Genomic DNA, 16,382 nt, shown 5'->3' with positions numbered 1-16,382 from the left:
CGCCGCCCGCCCGTATTGGGTAGGATCGGCCTCCCGCTCATTTGCAGCAGCCACTGCGGTGCTCCGTCCAGGCGTTAATTCGCGACACGGGCATACAGGTCTCTGCCCGAATGCCGGCCCTGCCCCATCGCCGGCCATCTGTCCTGTTACCGATGGAATACCCCCATGAAGATTCGCCCTCGCGTCGCTGCGGACGACGCCCTGCTGACCGCGCTCTGGGAGCGTTCGGTCCGCGCCACCCATGACTTTATTGCCGAAGACGATATCCAGCGCCTGTACCCGCTGGTACGCGACAGCTACCTGCCGGCCCTTGAAACATGGGTCTGGGACAACCCCGACGCCAGCCCCGGCGGTTTTATCGCCACCAGCGACGACACCGTTCAGATGCTGTTCATCGAACCGGCCCAACGCGGCCAGGGCATCGGTCGAAAGCTCCTGGATCACGTACGCCGTCCGGGCCTTAAGGTCGACGTCAATGAACAGAACCCACAGGCCCATGGCTTTTACCGTCACTACGGTTTCGTCGACTGCGGCCGCTCGGAAACCGATGGCGAAGGCCGGCCGTTTCCGATCATCCACATGCAGTTGCCCGATCGTTGAGCCCCTGCCCTCTATATAAAGGTAACCCTCTCATGTCACTGAAAAACCTCTTCACCACCACCGCCCTGCTCGCCTCGCTGCTGGGCGCCTCCTCGGTATTCGCCCACGCCCACCTGAAAGGCTCGAACCCGGCGGCCAACAGCAGCGTGGTTGCGCCCAACGAACTGCGCCTGATGTTCAGCGAAGGCGTGGAAGCGGCCTTCACTCAAGTGACGATCAGCAAGGACAGTGCCCCCCTCGAAGTGAAAAGCCTGGCCACCGAAGGTACGGACAAGAAAACCCTGGTGGTCACCCCCGCCGCCACGCCGCTGCGCGCCGGCGAATACAAGGTGGAATGGCACGCGGTGTCGGTGGATACCCACAAGAGCGAAGGCAGCTACAGCTTCAAGGTGAGCCAGTAATCCATGGCGTCATGGCTGGTGCTGTGCCGCTTCGTGCACTTTGCGGTGGTGTTGACCCTGGTCGGCGCCTGGGTGTTTCGCCCGTTGTTGCTGGGCCGAGATGCCGCGCACAACGGCCATGGCGCCGTGCATCGACAGCTCGACCGGCTCAGCCGCTGGTTGACGCTGATCGGCCTTTGCAGTGGCCTGTGCTGGCTGCTGCTGATCACCGCCAGCATGGCCGGCTCCTGGCCGGCGGCGCTGGACCCGGCAACCGTGGGGTTGGTACTGGGCAGGACCTTCTTCGGCCAGATCTGGACCTGGCACCTGCTGCTCAACCTCTTGTTGCTGGGGCTGCTGCTGACTCCGCTGGGCCGAAGCCTGCCACTACAACTGGGGCTCGGTGCCCTGCTCCTGGCAACCCTGGCTCCGGTGGGTCACGGCGCCATGCTTGATGGGCTGCAGGGGCAGATGCTGATCCTCAATCAGATCGTGCACTTAAGCTGTGTCGCCATCTGGTTGGGGGGCTTGCTGGTGTTGTTGCTGGTGTTGCGCCAACCCGCGAGGCTGTCTGTCGAACCCTTGTTAAAGCGCTTCAGCGGCGTGGGTTACGGGCTGGTAAGCGGCTTGCTGATCACCGGCCTGATCAACGTCCGGGTGCTCACCGGACAGTGGTGGCCGACGCCATTGTTCAGCGGTTTTGCTCTGATCCTGCTGATCAAGGTGCTGCTGGTGGCGGGCATGCTCGGGCTGGCGCTGTTCAATCGCCTGCGCATCCGCGGCTGCGACCAGCGCCTGTCGAGCCTGCGCAGCAGCGTGCTGGTGGAGTGGTTGCTGGGTGTGGCCGCCGTGGCCGCCGTGTCGTTACTGGGCACCTTGCCGCCAATGCAGGCGGCATAACCTCCCGCGCACCGCGCCCCTGTAGCCGCTGCCGCAGGCTGCGAAAAGGTCCGCAGGACCTTCAGCGATCTCAAGGCCTCCCCCCCTGGTCTTGAGCATTGCGGTGGGGCGCCATCCTTGGCGTCTGCTGCGCAGCCGGTCGCAGCCTGCGGCAGCGGCTACAGAGGATCCGCGGCGAGAGGGTTCAAGGCGTGACGGAGGTGTCGATGCTGACCACCACCGACAATCCGGGGCGCAGGCGCTCAAGCTCTGGCTGATCCGGGTCGACGCTGATCCGCACCGGGACGCGCTGGGCAATCTTGACGAAGTTGCCGGTGGCGTTGTCGGCCTGCAACAAGGCGAATTCGGAACCGGTGGCCGGGGAAATCCGCTGCACCTTGCCACTGAAGGTGCGGTGGTTCAGGGCGTCCACGGTAAAACTCACCGGCTGCCCGACCCGCACATTGTCCATCTGGGTTTCCTTCATGTTGGCCATCACCCACAGTTGGTTCGGCACCAGGGCCATGAGCTGGGCGCCGGAGTTGACGTAGGCCCCCAGGCGCACGCCGATCTGCCCCAGTTGCCCGTCGCGGGGCGCGAGGATGCGGGTGTTGGACAGGTCGATGCGCGCCAGCTCCACCGCAGCTTCGGCGCTGGCCACCGCCGCTTCCAGGGAGCCGCGGTTGACGATCACCGTCTGCAGGTCCTGACGGGCGATGTCCAGTTGCGCCTGGGCCTGGGCCACGGCGGCGACGGTCTGGGCATTGGCCGCGCGGGTCACGTCCAGCTCACGCTGGGACACCGAACCGTCGGCAATCAGTGCCTGGTTGCGTTGCAGGTCGGCCGCGCTCTTGCGCGCCTGGGCCTGGCTGTCAACCAGTGCGGCCTGGCGCAGCTTGATCGTGGCTTCGGCACTGTTGCGTTGCTGCAGGGCATTGGCCAGGGCTGCCTTCTGCACCGCCAGTTGCGCCAGGGACTGGTCCAGGCGCTGGCGATAGATGCGGTCGTCGAGGCGCACCAGCAGATCGCCGGCCTTGACCTGCTGGAAGTCCTGCACCGGCACCTCGAACACATAGCCGCTGAGCTGCGGGCCGATGATGGTCACCTGCCCGCGCACCAGGGCGTTCTCGGTGCTTTCGATGGCGCTGGAAAACGGCGGCAGCTGCCAGGCATAGAGCACGATCAGCACACCGACGATGGCGATGGCGGCAAAGCCCAGGGACGAGAGGATGCGCACCGCCAGCGGGCGCGGCTCGGTCGCCGGAAGACTCGGCGGGCCGTTGGGCTCGGGAGTCGAGGCGATGGCATTGGTGGTGGGGTTGACGGTTTCGCTCATGAAGTTGGGGCACCACTTTGTTGAACGGGAGCCGCGGGCGCGACCGCTCGGGTCGTGCTCATCAGCCACAGGCTGCGGATGAATATCCAGAGCATGGTGAGTACGGCAATCACCGCGATCAGCATGAATACATCGTTATAAGCCAGCACGTTGGCCTCGCGGGTGGCCGCACTGGCCAGGCTGCGAATGCCTTGCAGGGTGCGCAGGTCCGGGTCGGCGATGACCTTGCCGTAGGCCGCCGCGCCGCTCTGCACCCGGGCCAGGACCTGGGGATCGAGCAGGGTCAGTTGCTCGACGATGTGGCTGGAGTGGTACTTCTCGCGCACGATCTGGAAGGTGCCGAGCAAGGCTGAGCCGATCAGCCCGCCGAGGTTCTGGCAGATGCCGAACAGCACCGAGAAGCTGACCAGATTGCGCGGGTTGGTCAGCACATTGCGGGTGCCCAGGACCATGGTCGGGCCGAGAAAGAAGGTGCTGCCAAAGGCCAGGAGGAACTGGCTGAGGTACATGTTGGCCGGGCGCGTGAGGTTGCTGGAGAAACTGTCCATCACCGAGCCCACGGCCATCAGCGCCAGGGAAATGACCAGCGGCATCAGCAGATGCGCCGGGTTGATGGTCAGCGCGCTGGTGGCCAGCCCGGCGATGCTGCCCAGCAGCATCACCCCGTAGAGCAGGCGCATCTGCTCGCTGCTCATGTTCAACGCCTGGAGAAAGCCCACGGCGCCGGTGGACTGTTCCGACAGCACCATGCGAATCAGGATCACCGCCAGGGCCAGGCGGATCATCGCCCCGCTGCCTAGCCAGCGGGTCATCAGCATCGGGTTGCTGCGGTTATGTTCGATGCACAGCCCGGCCAGGATCAGCACGATGGAGCCGGCACTGGCGTAGCCGATCCACGGCGCTTCCAGCCACCAGTCGATGCGCCCCAGCGATAGCACCGCGCACAGCAGGGCAACGCCTGTAGCCAGCAAAGCGAAGGTCAGGAAGTCGAGTTTCTCGAAGGTGCGAAAACGGTCCCCCGGCGGCAGCTTGAGCAGGAACACGCAGCCCAGGGAGGTCAGCGCCAGGCCCAGTTCGAACAGGTACAGGCCGCGCCATTCGGCGATCTGCAGCAGGTCCTCGGAAAACAGCCGGGCCAGGGGCAAGGCCAGCTGCGAGGTGCCCAGCCCCAGCACCAGGGCCTTGAGCCGCCATTTCGCCGGGAAGGCCTGGACCATGTAGTACAGGCCCAAGGAGCTCAGCGCGGCGCCGACCATGCCATGGGCCGCACGCACGGCGATGGCCGAACTCAGGTCGTTGACGAACAGGTGGCCGAAGGTCACCAGGGCATAAAGCACCAGGAACACTTCGGTGAAGGCGCGCAGGCCGAACTGCTGGCGAAACTTCACCAGCAGCAGGTTCATCGACACATTGGTCATCACGTAGGCGGCCGGCAGCCAGGCCATTTCCGCGGTGGTCGCCCCCAGCGCGCCTTGCAGGTACGGCAGGTTGGCGATCACCAGCGAGTTGCCCAGGCCGCCGGTGATCGCCACCAGCAAGCCCACCAGGGCATAGGCCAGGCGCTTGTGGGCGGGGTGCAGCGGTGTCGAGGGGGAACCGGGCAAGCTGGGCTTTTCGTGGGGCTGCCAGTTGCGCGGGGCGTAATGATCCATGCCGTGACCTTGTGCTGTGCCGGTCGCTGCTGCAGCGGTTGGCGCTGTTCGCGGTGCTCCGGCAGTGTGCCGGAAAATCCCGCCGTCCAGGCAATGCCCAGGCTTGCAGGATGAATTTTATTTTAAGGCGCTGGCGCCGGTGGCGTTTTTTCGCAATCCTGCCCTCGCTGGCGCCCGTCGAAGCGGGCGCCGCCTGCCCTCGCCCATCGGAGCTCGCATGCCGCTGAACTTTGTCAAGATGCACGCCAATGGCGACGACTTCGTGCTGATCGATGCCCGTGGCCGCGACAACCCGATCACTGCCGAACGGGCCCGGGCCCTGGGCGATCGCCGACGCGGCATTGGTTTCAATCAGTTGGTGGTGCTCGGCGATTGCCACGAGAGTGCGGCGCAACTGACCTTCTTCAACGCCGATGGTTCCAGCCTGGACACCTGCGGCAGCGCCACCCGCGGCGCCGCCGACCTGCTGATGGAGGAAAGCGGTGCCACCTCGGTGCAGCTGACAACCGCCCGCGGCCTGCAGCACTGCCTGCGTCTTGAGGATCAGTCGGTGTCCGTGGAAATGGGCCGACCATCGTTCGACTGGCGGGACGTCCCCCTGGCCCGAGAGCTGGACAGCCTGCACCTGCCGCTGCCAGGAACACCGGCGGCATGCAGCATGGGCAACCCCCATTGCAGTTTTTTCGTCGACGATCTGGAGCAACTGGACGTTGCCGCCCTGGGTCCCAGGATCGAGAGCGACCCGCTGTTTCCACACAAGACCAATGTGCACTTCATCCAGGTGATCGACCGCCAGACCATCCGCCTGCGCATCTGGGAGCGCCATGGCGCCATCCCCCTGGGCTCCGGTTCCTGTTCCTGCGCGGCGGCGGTCAATGGCATCCGTCGCGGCTTGCTCGACAGCCCGGTGCAGGTGCTGTGCGACGGCGGGCCGGTGACGGTGAGCTGGGACGGCCAGGGCAAGGTGCGCCTGGCCGGTAGCGTGACCCGGGTGTTCAGCGGGTCACTGTGAAGGGCTCTACATCCAGCCCAGCCACTTCCACCAGGTCATGGCGAACACCAGCATCAACAGGTAGCCGATCAGCGTCACCAGCAGCCCGACCTTGGCGAACTGCCGGGCGTTGAAGGTCTCGGTACCCAGGCAGACCATGTTCTGCGGCGCGTTGATCGGCAGGATGAAACCGTAGCTGACGACAAAGCCCAGGAGCATGGTCATGCCCAGGCGGCTGAACTCGCCCGGCAGGGTTTGCAGCACGGCAATCAGGATCGGCAGCAAGGCCGAGGTCAGGGCCGTGGCACTGGCGAACCCCAGATGAATGAGGATCAGGAACGCCGCGAGAATCGCGAACACCGCCAAAGGCCCGACCTGGTCCAGGCCGGTGTGGGCCACCACCTGCCCGCCCAGCCATTGCCCGGCCTGGGTGCTGAGCAGCGCCGAACCGAGGCTGATGCCGACCCCGAAGACGATCACCGTGCCCCAGGGAATGCGCGACTGCACGTCCTTCCAAGTCATGATGCCGATGCGCGGCAGCAGCAGGATCACCAGCCCGGCGTAGGTGGTGGTCGTGGTGTCGAAGGGGTGCAGCTTGCCTTCGGTGGACCAAGCCAAAAGCAGCAGCAGCGACACCGCCAGCAGGCGCTTCTGCGGCCCGGTCATGGGCCCGATGTCCACCAGGGACTGGGCCACCGCTTCCTTGCCGCCGGGGATGCTGTCGGTTTCCGGCGGCAGCAGTTTCAGCACCAGCCACAGCAGCACCAGGGACATGATCAGCGCCCAGGGCGCCCCGGCGATCAGCCAGTCGAGCCAGGCCACGCGCTGGCCGAGCATCTTGTCCATGAAGCCCACGGTCAGCAAGTTCTGCGCCGCGGCGGTCTGGATGCCGACGTTCCAGATGCTGGTGCCCTGGGCCACCACGATCATCAGCCCGGCGGCGATATTGGAGCGCTTGTCGACGCCGAACGCGGCGATCACCCCCATCATGATCGGCACCACGCAGGCACTGCGGGCCGTGGCGCTGGGCACCAGCAGGCTGAGCAGGATGGTCACGGCAATGGCACCGATGAGGATGCGCCGGGTGCTGGTGCCGACCCGGGTCAGGGTCACCAGGGCGATGCGCCGGTCGAGGCCGGTGTGGGTCATGGCGGCGGCGATGAACAAGGCACCGGCCACCAGGGCCAGGGCCGAATTGGAGAACCCGGTCAGCGCCAGACTGATGGCCGCCGAGCTGCCATAGACCTGGGTCGGGTCCTGCAGGGTCGGCGCGGTGCCGATCAGGAACGCCATCAGTGCGGTGATCATGATCGCGCTGGCCTCGTAGGACACCGCTTCGCTGATCCACACCACCACCGCGAAAGCGAGGATCGCCAGCATCCGCTGGCCGGCCACCGGCAGGTCGGCGGGCAGTGGCAGAAACAGCACACCGATCATGGCCAGCACGGCGATCAGCAATCCAATCGGTAGTACTGCCTTGGCCGCGGGCGCCGTTGTCAGAGGCGTAGTCATGGGCCTTTTCCTTTGCAATTGGAGAGGCGCCAAGCTTGCTACAAAACCGCCAAAAGCGCGTTGATAAAGGTCAAGCCGCGGGGTTGCCCGCCCTTGCGGCGACGCTAGGTTGAAGCCCGCTGGACGCAAAGAAATATTTTTACATCCCTACAGATTTTTCATCTTTTTAGAGTCACAGTGCTATCAGGGCGACAAGGAGTCGAAAAGCAATTGGCGGTATCACTCCAACCTGCAAGGTGCCTGTATGGTGACAAGAAACTTGAAACTGACGTCCAGGGCGCTCCTGAGTTTTGGCGCTATCTGTGTGCTAGTGGTCGGTCTGGGGGGACTGGCGCTGTGGAGAATGGGACAGATTCACGACGCTGCACTGGACCTGCGAAGCAATTGGCTGCCCAGCGTCAGGCAAGCCACGAAAATCGAATCTTCCACCTTGCGTGTGCGCCTGGAGGCCCTGCACTACGCCACTGAAAGCGAAGCCCAGAAAGGCGCATCCCTGGACAAGCTGGGTAGCCTGAAAGCCACCCTGGCCCAGGCCATCAAGGACTACGAGCCACTGGTGTCCAGCGCCGAAGAGAAAACCGCCTTTGATCAGGTCAAGCGCGGCGCCCAGGACTACCTGGACAAGCTGGCGGTGCTGATCGATGCCAGCAAGACCAACACCGCGCAGCAGAACAGTGACTACATCAATCAGGTCACGGTGCCCCTGGCCAATGCCTTGCAAAGCGCCATCGAAGCCCTGATCGCGATCAACGAGAGCGGTGCCGCGCACTCGGCGACCCTGGCCGACCATCAGTTCGACAGTGGCCTGACCCTGACCTCGCTGATCATCGTCCTGGCGATTGTCCTGACCGTGCTCATCGCCACCCTGTTCACCCGCAGCATCACCCGCCCAGTGCAATCGCTGCTGGCCACCACGCGCAAAATCGCCGAGGGCGACCTGCGAACCCAGGTGGAAGTCAGCGGCCAGGACGAACTCACCGACCTGCAGAAATCCACCCAGTCCATGCTCGACAACCTGAAGTCGACCATCCGCCAAATTGCCGATTCCTCGACCCAGCTGGCCTCCGCCGCCGAGGAAATGAGCGCCATTACCCGCGAGTCCAACGCTGGCATCCAGCAACAGAGCATGGAGACCGATCAGGCCGCCACCGCGGTCAACGAAATGACCGCCGCGGTGGAGGAAGTGGCGCGCAACGCGGTGTCCGCCTCGCAGTCGACCCAGGAATCCGAGCGCTCCGCCGGGCTGGGCAAGGAGCGGGTCGAGCAGACCATCCACTCCATCGAGAAGCTCACCGGCACCGTGGAAAACACCCGGGTGGAAATGGCCGGCCTGGCCCAGCAGGCCCAGGACATCAGCAAGGTCCTGGACGTGATCCGCGCCATTGCCGAGCAGACCAACCTGCTGGCCCTCAACGCCGCCATCGAGGCCGCTCGGGCCGGCGAGCAAGGCCGCGGCTTTGCTGTAGTGGCCGATGAAGTGCGGGCCCTGGCCCACCGTACCCAGCTCTCGACCCAAGAGATCGAGCAGATGATCCAGGGCGTCCAGAACGGTTCGAGCAAGGCCATGCTGTCCATGCAGCAAAGCAGCGAGGATGCCAGCCAGACCCTGGCCATCGCCCACGAGGCCGGCGCCGCCATCGGCCATATCGCCCAGGCCATCAGCGAGATCAACGAACGCAACCTGATGATCGCCACCGCCTCGGAGGAACAGGCCCAGGTGGCGCGCTCGGTGGACCAGAACCTGATGAGCATCCGCGACTTGTCGCTGCAAAGCTCGTCCGCCGCCAGCCAGACGTCCATTGCCAGCAGTGAACTGTCGTCCCTGGCGGCGAGTCTGAACAAACTGGTGGCACGCTTCTCCCTGTGAGACGGGCCAAGGCCCGGTAAGACGTCAGGTAGAGAAAAGCGCTGGCGCTGTTAGCCGGCCATCTGGCTCCTACACTGATCTGTAGGAGCCAGATGGCCGGCAATGGCCGACGGCCTGAAAGGGAGTGTTGTTGATGCTGAAACTGATTTCGATCCATCAGTTGCAGATGGGCATGTACATCCATCAGTTCTGTGGCTCCTGGCTGGACCACTCTTTCTGGAAGGCCGGCTTTGTTCTTGACAGCCATGCCGACCTGCAACGCCTGCGAAGCTCCAACCTCAGCAGCCTGTGGATCGACACCAGCAAAGGTGGCGACCTGCCCGAGGCCCGTGCAACCACCACGCCGGACCTGCCGCCGACCGCACAGCCGGCCACCGCTGCCACGCCCCGGGCCAGCATGGATGAGGAAGTGCAGCGCGCCCTAAAGCTCTGCGCCTACTCGCGCAAGGCGGTGACGGCGATGTTCCAGGAAGTGCGCATGGGCCAGGCCCTGGAGATGCAGCAAGCCGAGGATCTGGTGCTGCAGATCGGCCAGTCGCTGCTGCGTCATCCCGATGCGCTGATCAGTCTGGCGCGGCTCAAGAACGCCGATGACTACACCTACATGCATTCAGTGGCGGTCTGTGCGCTGATGCTGGCCACCGCGCGGCAATTGGGCTTGTCGGAGGACTATATCCGCCTGGCAGGCATTGCCGGATTGCTGCATGACGTGGGCAAGCTGACCATCCCCGACAGCATTCTCAACAAGCCGCAAAAGCTCTCGGACACTGAGTTCGAACGGGTCAAGCTGCACCCCGAAGCCGGTGGCGCGATCCTGCGTCAAAGCCCCGATGTGGATGCGCTGGTTCTGGATGTGTGCCTGCATCACCACGAAAAGGCCGACGGCTCCGGCTATCCGCACCGCCTGGCCGGCAACCAGATCAGCCTGTTCGCCCAGATGGGCGCGGTCTGCGATGTGTACGACGCGGTGACCTCCAATCGGCCCTACAACCGTGGCTGGGACCCGGCCGAAGCGATCCAGCGCATGTCCACCTGGAAAGGTCATTTCGATCAGCGGGTGTTCCAGGCCTTCGTCAAGAGCGTGGGCATCTACCCCGTTGGGGCCCTGGTGCGCCTGGAGAGCGGGCGCCTGGCGGTGGTGATCGAACAAAACCCCAAGTCGTTGCTGACGCCCAAGGTCCGGGTGTTCTTCTCCACCCGCTCCAACCTGCCCCTGGAACAGAACGTGGTCGACCTGGCCAAGATCCACGGCCAGGATCGCATCGTCGCTCGCGAAGCCCCGGAAGACTGGGAGTTCAAGAACCTGGATCGGCTCTGGAGCGGAGTCCCCGACTGACCCTCAGGTGCCCAGGGTCAGGCCGTTGGCCGGCAGTGGCAGCGCGGTCTTGTAGCGCACCTGCTTGAGGGCGAAGCTGGAGCGGATATTGGCCACCCCGGGCACCTTGGTCAGAAAGTCCATCATGAAGCGTTCCAGGGACTGGATGGTGGGCACCAGCACGCGGATCAGGTAGTCCGGGTCGCCGGCCATCAGGTAGCACTCCATGACCTCCGGGCGGTCGGCGATGGCCTCTTCGAAGTGCTGCAAGGCCTCTTCCACCTGCTTCTCCAGGCTGACGTGAATGAACACGTTGACGTGCAGCCCCAAGAGGTCGGCATCCAGCAGGGTCACCTGCTCGCGGATCAACCCCAGCTCCTCCATGGCCTTGACCCGGTTGAAGCACGGCGTGGGCGAAAGGTTCACCGAACGGGCGAGGTCGGCGTTGGTGATGCGAGCATTCTCCTGAAGACTGTTGAGAATGCCGATGTCGGTACGATCCAGTTTGCGCATGAGACAAAACAACCTGTTTTTTATGTTTATGCAGATTTTTTATCTGCAAATAACTTCCAGCGCAATGAAACAGAGATAAATATTCTTCTACGCCCGGCCTATGATGTTTGTAGGACAAGATTTCCCTTACCCAGGGAATGACTGTCAGCTAGCGCGCCCAATTACAAGAAATCCACAAGATCGAGCGTAGAAAGCCATGACCACAGCGTATGCACCGCTACGCCTGCACGTTCCCGAACCCTCGGGCCGTCCCGGCTGCAAGACCGACTTCACCTACCTGCGTCTGAACGACGCCGGCCTGGCTCGCAAACCTCCCATCGATATCGAACCTGCCGACTGCGCCGACCTGGCCCGCGGCCTGATCCGTGTGCTCGACGATCAGAGCAACGCCCTGGGCGACTGGGCCGACGACGTGCCGCTGGAGATCCTGCGCAAGGGCATGCGCGCCATGCTCAAGACGCGGATCTTCGACAACCGCATGGTGGTCGCCCAGCGCCAGAAGAAGATGTCCTTCTACATGCAGAGCCTGGGCGAAGAAGCCATCGGCAGCGCCCAGGCCCTGGCCCTGAACATCGACGACATGTGCTTCCCCACCTACCGCCAGCAAAGCATCCTGATGGCCCGGGAAGTGCCGCTGGTGGAAATGATCTGCCAACTGCTGTCCAACGAGCGCGATCCGCTCAAGGGACGCCAGCTGCCAATCATGTACTCGGTGAAGGAATCCGGGTTCTTCACCATCTCCGGCAACCTGGCGACCCAGTTCGTGCAGGGCGTGGGCTGGGGCATGGCCTCGGCCATCAAGGGCGATACCAAGATCGCCTCGGCCTGGATCGGCGACGGCGCCACCGCCGAATCGGACTTCCACACCGCCCTGACCTTCGCCCACGTGTATCGCGCGCCGGTGATCCTCAACGTGGTCAACAACCAGTGGGCAATCTCCACCTTCCAGGCCATTGCCGGCGGTGAAGCCACCACCTTCGCCGGACGCGGCGTGGGCTGCGGCATCGCTTCCCTGCGGGTCGACGGCAACGATTTCATCGCGGTCTACGCCGCCTCGCGCTGGGCCGCCGAACGCGCCCGGCGCAATCTCGGGCCGACCCTGATCGAGTGGGTCACCTACCGCGCCGGCCCGCACTCCACTTCCGACGACCCGTCGAAGTACCGTCCGGCCGACGACTGGAGCCACTTCCCCCTGGGCGATCCGATTGCCCGTCTCAAGCAGCACCTGATCAAGATCGGCCAGTGGTCCGAAGAGGAACACGCCACAGTCAGTGCCGAGCTCGAAGCCCAGGTCATCGCCGCGCAGAAGGAAGCCGAGCAGTACGGCACCCTCGCCGGCGGCCAGATTCCCAGCGCCGCGACCATGTTCGAGGACGTCTACAAGGACATGCCCGAGCACCTGAAACGTCAACGCCAGGAACTGGGGGTCTGACATGAACGATCACAACAACAATATCCAGCTGGAAACCGCCATGACCACCACCACCATGACCATGATCCAGGCCCTGCGCTCGGCCATGGATGTGATGCTCGAGCGTGACGACAACGTGGTGGTGTTCGGCCAGGACGTCGGTTACTTCGGCGGCGTGTTCCGCTGCACCGAGGGCCTGCAGGCCAAGTACGGCACCTCGCGGGTGTTCGACGCACCGATCTCGGAAAGTGGCATCGTCGGCGCGGCCATCGGCATGGGCGCCTACGGCCTGCGCCCGGTGGCGGAAATCCAGTTCGCCGACTACGTCTACCCAGCCTCGGACCAGATCATTTCCGAAGCCGCGCGCCTGCGTTATCGCTCCGCCGGCCAGTTCACCGCGCCCATGACCCTGCGCATGCCCTGCGGTGGCGGCATCTACGGTGGCCAGACCCACAGCCAGAGCATCGAGGCGATGTTCACCCAGGTGTGCGGCCTGCGCACCGTGATGCCGTCCAACCCCTACGACGCCAAGGGCCTGCTGATCGCCTCCATCGAAAACGATGACCCGGTGATCTTTCTCGAACCCAAGCGCCTGTACAACGGCCCGTTCGATGGCCACCACGACCGCCCGGTAACACCCTGGTCGAAACACCCGGCGGCCCAGGTGCCGGACGGCTACTACAAGGTGCCGCTGGATGTGGCAGCCATTGCCCGCCCAGGCAAGGACGTCACCGTCCTCACCTACGGCACCACCGTCTATGTGTCGCAAGTGGCGGCCGAGGAAACCGGCATCGACGCCGAGGTCATCGACCTGCGCAGCCTGTGGCCGCTGGACCTGGACACCATCGTCAAGTCGGTGAAGAAGACCGGCCGTTGCGTGGTAGTACACGAAGCTACCCGCACCTGCGGTTTCGGCGCCGAGCTGGTGTCGCTGGTGCAGGAACACTGCTTCCACCACCTGGAAGCCCCGATCGAGCGCGTCACCGGTTGGGATACCCCGTATCCCCACGCGCAGGAGTGGGCATATTTCCCAGGGCCGTCCCGAGTGGGCGCGGCGCTGCAACGGGTCATGGAGGTCTGAATGGGCACGCACGTTATCAAGATGCCGGACATCGGCGAAGGCATCGCGGAAGTGGAACTGGCGCAGTGGCACGTAAAAGTCGGCGACCAGGTGGTGGAAGACCAGGTCCTGGCGGACGTGATGACCGACAAGGCGATGGTGGACATTCCCTCGCCAGTGCACGGCACGGTCATTTCCCTGGGCGGCGAACCCGGTGAAGTGATGGCGGTGGGCAGCATCCTCATCAGCATCGAAGTCGAAGGCGCGGGCAACCTCAAGGAATCCGCCCAGGCCGCCGCGCCGGCGCAACAAGCGCCGGCAGCTATTAATAAGCCGGCTGCCGCGCCAGTGGTCGAAGCACCGAAGGTGGAACAAGCCGTCGCCAGCCAAGCCGCCTGCCGCCCTGCTCCCCAGGCGCCGGTGGCGCGCCAGGCCGACGAACGCCCCCTGGCCTCGCCAGCCGTGCGCAAGCACGCCCTGGACCTGGGCATCCAGCTGCGTCTGGTGCAGGGCAGCGGCCCCGCCGGGCGCATCCTGCACCAAGACCTGGAGGCCTACCTGGCCCAGGACAGCCAGCCGCTCAAGGGCTACTCGGCGCCGGGCACAGGCTATGCCGAACGCCACGACGAAGAGCAGATCCAGGTGATTGGCATGCGCCGCAAGATTGCCCAGCGCATGCAGGAATCCAAGCACCGCGCCGCACACTTCAGCTATGTCGAGGAAGTGGACGTCACCGCCCTGGAAGAGCTGCGCATCCACCTCAATGAAAAACACGGTGCCAGCCGCGGCAAGCTGACCCTGCTGCCGTTCCTGGTACGGGCCATGGTCGTGGCCCTGCGCGACTTCCCGCAGATCAACGCGCGCTACGACGATGAAGCCCAGGTCATCACCCGCCACGGCGCGGTGCATGTCGGGGTCGCCACCCAGAGCGACGTCGGCCTGATGGTGCCGGTGGTGCGTCACGCCGAAGCCCGCAGCCTGTGGGGCAACGCCGAGGAAATCTCGCGCCTGGCCAAGGCCGCCCGCAGTGGCAAGGCAGCCCGGGATGAACTGTCCGGTTCCACCATCACCCTCACCAGCCTCGGCGCCCTGGGCGGGATCGTCAGCACCCCGGTGCTGAACCTGCCGGAAGTGGCGATTGTCGGGGTCAACCGCATCGTCGAACGGCCGATGGTGATCAAGGGCCAGATCGTGATCCGCAAGATGATGAACCTCTCCAGCTCCTTCGATCACCGGGTGGTTGATGGCATGGACGCTGCGCAATTCATCCAGGCCATTCGCGGCCTGCTCGAACAACCCGCCACGCTGTTTGTGGACTGAGCATCAGAGGAGCAGGCATGCAACAGACTCTCAATACCCAGCTGCTGATCATCGGCGGTGGTCCTGGCGGTTACGTGGCGGCGATCCGTGCCGGCCAGCTGGGCATCTCTACCATCCTGGTGGAAGGCCAGTCCCTGGGCGGCACCTGCCTGAACATCGGCTGCATCCCGTCCAAGGCGCTGATTCATGTCGCCGAGCAGTTCCACCAGACCCGCCACCACAGCCAGGGCTCGGCCCTGGGCATCGAAGTGGCGGCGCCGACCTTGAACATCGGCAAGAGCGTGGAATGGAAGGACGGCATCGTCGACCGCCTGACCACCGGGGTCGCCGCGCTGTTGAAGAAAAACAAGGTCCAGGTGATTCACGGCTGGGCCAAGGTCATCGACGGCAAGACCGTGGAGATCGAAGGCACCGATACCCGCATCCAGTGCGAGCACCTGCTGCTGGCCACTGGTTCAAAAAGCGTCAATTTGCCGATGCTGCCCATCGGCGGGCCGATCATCTCCTCCACCGAGGCCCTGGCACCCAAGACCTTGCCCAAGCGCCTGACCGTGGTCGGCGGCGGCTACATCGGCCTGGAACTGGGCATCGCCTACCGCAAGCTCGGGGTCGAGGTCAGCGTGGTCGAGGCCCAGGAACGCATCTTGCCGGCCTATGACGCGGAACTGACCCAGCCGGTGCTGGAATCGGTGAAGCAGCTGGGCATCAAGCTCTACCTCAAGCACAGCGTGCTGGGCTTTGATGCCGCCAGCAGCAGCCTACAGGTGCGCGAGCCCAATGGCGACACCCTGAACCTGGCTACCGATCAGGTGCTGGTGGCCGTGGGTCGCAAACCCAACACCCAGGGCTGGAACCTGGAAAGCCTGAACCTGGACATGAACGGCGCGGCGATCAAGATCGACCACCGCTGCCAGACCAGCATGCGCAACGTCTGGGCCATCGGTGACCTCAGCGGCGAGCCGATGCTCGCCCACCGGGCCATGGCCCAAGGCGAGATGGTCGCCGAGCTGATCGCCGGCAAGCACCGCGAGTTCAACCCGGCGGCGATCCCGGCGGTGTGTTTCACCGACCCGGAACTGGTGGTGGTGGGCAAGACCCCGGACGAAGCCCGCGCTGCCGGCCTGGACTGCATCGTCAGCAGCTTCCCGTTCGCGGCCAATGGCCGGGCCATGACCCTGGAATCGAAAAGCGGTTTCGTGCGGGTGGTGGCCCGAAGTGACAATCACCTGATTGTCGGCTGGCAGGCGGTGGGAGTCGGTGTCTCCGAATTGTCCACGGCGTTCGGCCAATCCCTGGAAATGGGCGCGCGCCTGGAAGACATCGGCGGCACCATCCACGCCCACCCGACCCTGGGTGAAGCGGTCCAGGAAGCGGCGCTGCGGGCACTGGGGCACGCCCTGCACCTGTAAACACAACCTGTAGCTGCTGCCGCAGGCTGCGACAAGGTCCGCAGGACCTTCCGAGGGCCTCAAGAGCACGTCCTCTTCGAGGCAGATCGCAGCCTGCGGCAGCAGTTACAGGGTTCAATACGGGGATGCGGTAAGCC

At 64.5% G+C, this 16,382-nt stretch carries 14 protein-coding genes; 10 read left to right on the top strand and 4 right to left on the bottom strand.

The annotated features are described in order from the left end of the window. The first annotated feature begins 165 nt into the window (after positions 1 to 165). Genes WIN67_RS13250 through copD form a run of 3 tightly spaced genes read left to right on the top strand, consistent with a single transcriptional unit; the run spans position 166 to position 1,880 of the window. A complete protein-coding gene (locus WIN67_RS13250) occupies positions 166 to 600 on the top strand; it encodes a GNAT family N-acetyltransferase (RefSeq protein ID WP_273923941.1) in 435 nt (144 codons plus the stop codon). Positions 601 to 632: 32 nt separating this feature from the next. Further along, positions 633 to 1,001: a copper homeostasis periplasmic binding protein CopC gene (gene copC / locus WIN67_RS13245; RefSeq protein WP_339071427.1), complete on the top strand. Its 369-nt coding sequence runs from the start codon at positions 633 to 635 to the stop codon at positions 999 to 1,001. A gap of 3 nt (positions 1,002 to 1,004) precedes the next feature. Continuing rightward, positions 1,005 to 1,880 carry a copper homeostasis membrane protein CopD gene (gene copD, locus WIN67_RS13240; protein ID WP_339071426.1) on the top strand — a complete coding sequence of 292 codons (876 nt, stop codon included), beginning with the start codon at positions 1,005 to 1,007 and terminating at the stop codon, positions 1,878 to 1,880. Between the two features lie 184 nt (positions 1,881 to 2,064). On the opposite strand, the gene WIN67_RS13235 is transcribed toward copD, so the two are convergent. Next, positions 2,065 to 3,195 (bottom strand): HlyD family secretion protein, encoded by a 1,131-nt coding sequence (locus WIN67_RS13235; RefSeq protein WP_115582244.1) that lies wholly within the window; start codon positions 3,193 to 3,195, stop codon positions 2,065 to 2,067. Further along, positions 3,192 to 4,847 (bottom strand): MFS transporter, encoded by a 1,656-nt coding sequence (locus tag WIN67_RS13230; RefSeq protein WP_339071425.1) that lies wholly within the window; start codon positions 4,845 to 4,847, stop codon positions 3,192 to 3,194. The genes WIN67_RS13235 and WIN67_RS13230 overlap by 4 nt, the downstream gene beginning before the upstream one ends. 217 nt (positions 4,848 to 5,064) lie before the next feature. Between WIN67_RS13230 and dapF the strand changes: the two genes are divergently transcribed. Then, positions 5,065 to 5,859 (top strand): diaminopimelate epimerase, encoded by a 795-nt coding sequence (dapF, locus tag WIN67_RS13225; RefSeq protein WP_273906562.1) that lies wholly within the window; start codon positions 5,065 to 5,067, stop codon positions 5,857 to 5,859. A 6-nt stretch (positions 5,860 to 5,865) separates the two neighbouring features. Here the strand turns inward: dapF and WIN67_RS13220 are convergent, their stop codons facing one another. After that, the gene (locus WIN67_RS13220) at positions 5,866 to 7,350 is read right to left on the bottom strand and encodes a DASS family sodium-coupled anion symporter (RefSeq protein ID WP_102879794.1); all 1,485 of its coding nucleotides are present in this window, start codon (positions 7,348 to 7,350) and stop codon (positions 5,866 to 5,868) included. Between the two features lie 244 nt (positions 7,351 to 7,594). On the opposite strand from WIN67_RS13220, the gene WIN67_RS13215 reads away from it, so the two are divergent. Further along, on the top strand, positions 7,595 to 9,217 hold the full coding sequence (locus tag WIN67_RS13215) for a methyl-accepting chemotaxis protein (RefSeq protein WP_339071424.1): 1,623 nt from the start codon (positions 7,595 to 7,597) through the stop codon (positions 9,215 to 9,217). A 133-nt stretch (positions 9,218 to 9,350) separates the two neighbouring features. Then, positions 9,351 to 10,553, top strand: a complete 1,203-nt coding sequence (locus tag WIN67_RS13210) for an HD-GYP domain-containing protein (protein ID WP_339071423.1) — start codon at positions 9,351 to 9,353, stop codon at positions 10,551 to 10,553. 3 nt (positions 10,554 to 10,556) lie between these two features. Here WIN67_RS13210 and bkdR read toward each other — a convergent pair whose 3' ends face one another. Continuing rightward, positions 10,557 to 11,045: a Bkd operon transcriptional regulator BkdR gene (gene bkdR, locus WIN67_RS13205; RefSeq protein ID WP_060838848.1), complete on the bottom strand. Its 489-nt coding sequence runs from the start codon at positions 11,043 to 11,045 to the stop codon at positions 10,557 to 10,559. Between the two features lie 196 nt (positions 11,046 to 11,241). Here bkdR and WIN67_RS13200 point away from each other — a divergent pair, with 196 nt between their 5' ends. The 4 genes from WIN67_RS13200 to lpdA are packed head-to-tail and all read left to right on the top strand — an operon-like array spanning position 11,242 to position 16,245. After that, positions 11,242 to 12,477 (top strand): 3-methyl-2-oxobutanoate dehydrogenase (2-methylpropanoyl-transferring) subunit alpha, encoded by a 1,236-nt coding sequence (locus WIN67_RS13200; protein ID WP_339071422.1) that lies wholly within the window; start codon positions 11,242 to 11,244, stop codon positions 12,475 to 12,477. A 1-nt stretch (position 12,478) separates the two neighbouring features. Next, positions 12,479 to 13,537, top strand: coding sequence for an alpha-ketoacid dehydrogenase subunit beta (locus WIN67_RS13195; RefSeq protein WP_047303847.1), 1,059 nt, complete (start codon positions 12,479 to 12,481; stop codon positions 13,535 to 13,537). Beyond that, positions 13,538 to 14,836: a dihydrolipoamide acetyltransferase family protein gene (locus tag WIN67_RS13190; protein WP_047303845.1), complete on the top strand. Its 1,299-nt coding sequence runs from the start codon at positions 13,538 to 13,540 to the stop codon at positions 14,834 to 14,836. Positions 14,837 to 14,853: 17 nt separating this feature from the next. Beyond that, positions 14,854 to 16,245, top strand: coding sequence for a dihydrolipoyl dehydrogenase (gene lpdA, locus WIN67_RS13185; RefSeq protein WP_170003059.1), 1,392 nt, complete (start codon positions 14,854 to 14,856; stop codon positions 16,243 to 16,245). Positions 16,246 to 16,382 lie beyond the last annotated feature (137 nt).

The organism is Pseudomonas idahonensis, assembly GCF_037903935.1.
GTDB classification, from domain to species: domain Bacteria; phylum Pseudomonadota; class Gammaproteobacteria; order Pseudomonadales; family Pseudomonadaceae; genus Aquipseudomonas; species Aquipseudomonas danubii.
The sequence above is the reverse complement of the archived record's forward strand: the minus strand, read 5'-3'. Positions and strand labels throughout refer to the sequence as shown.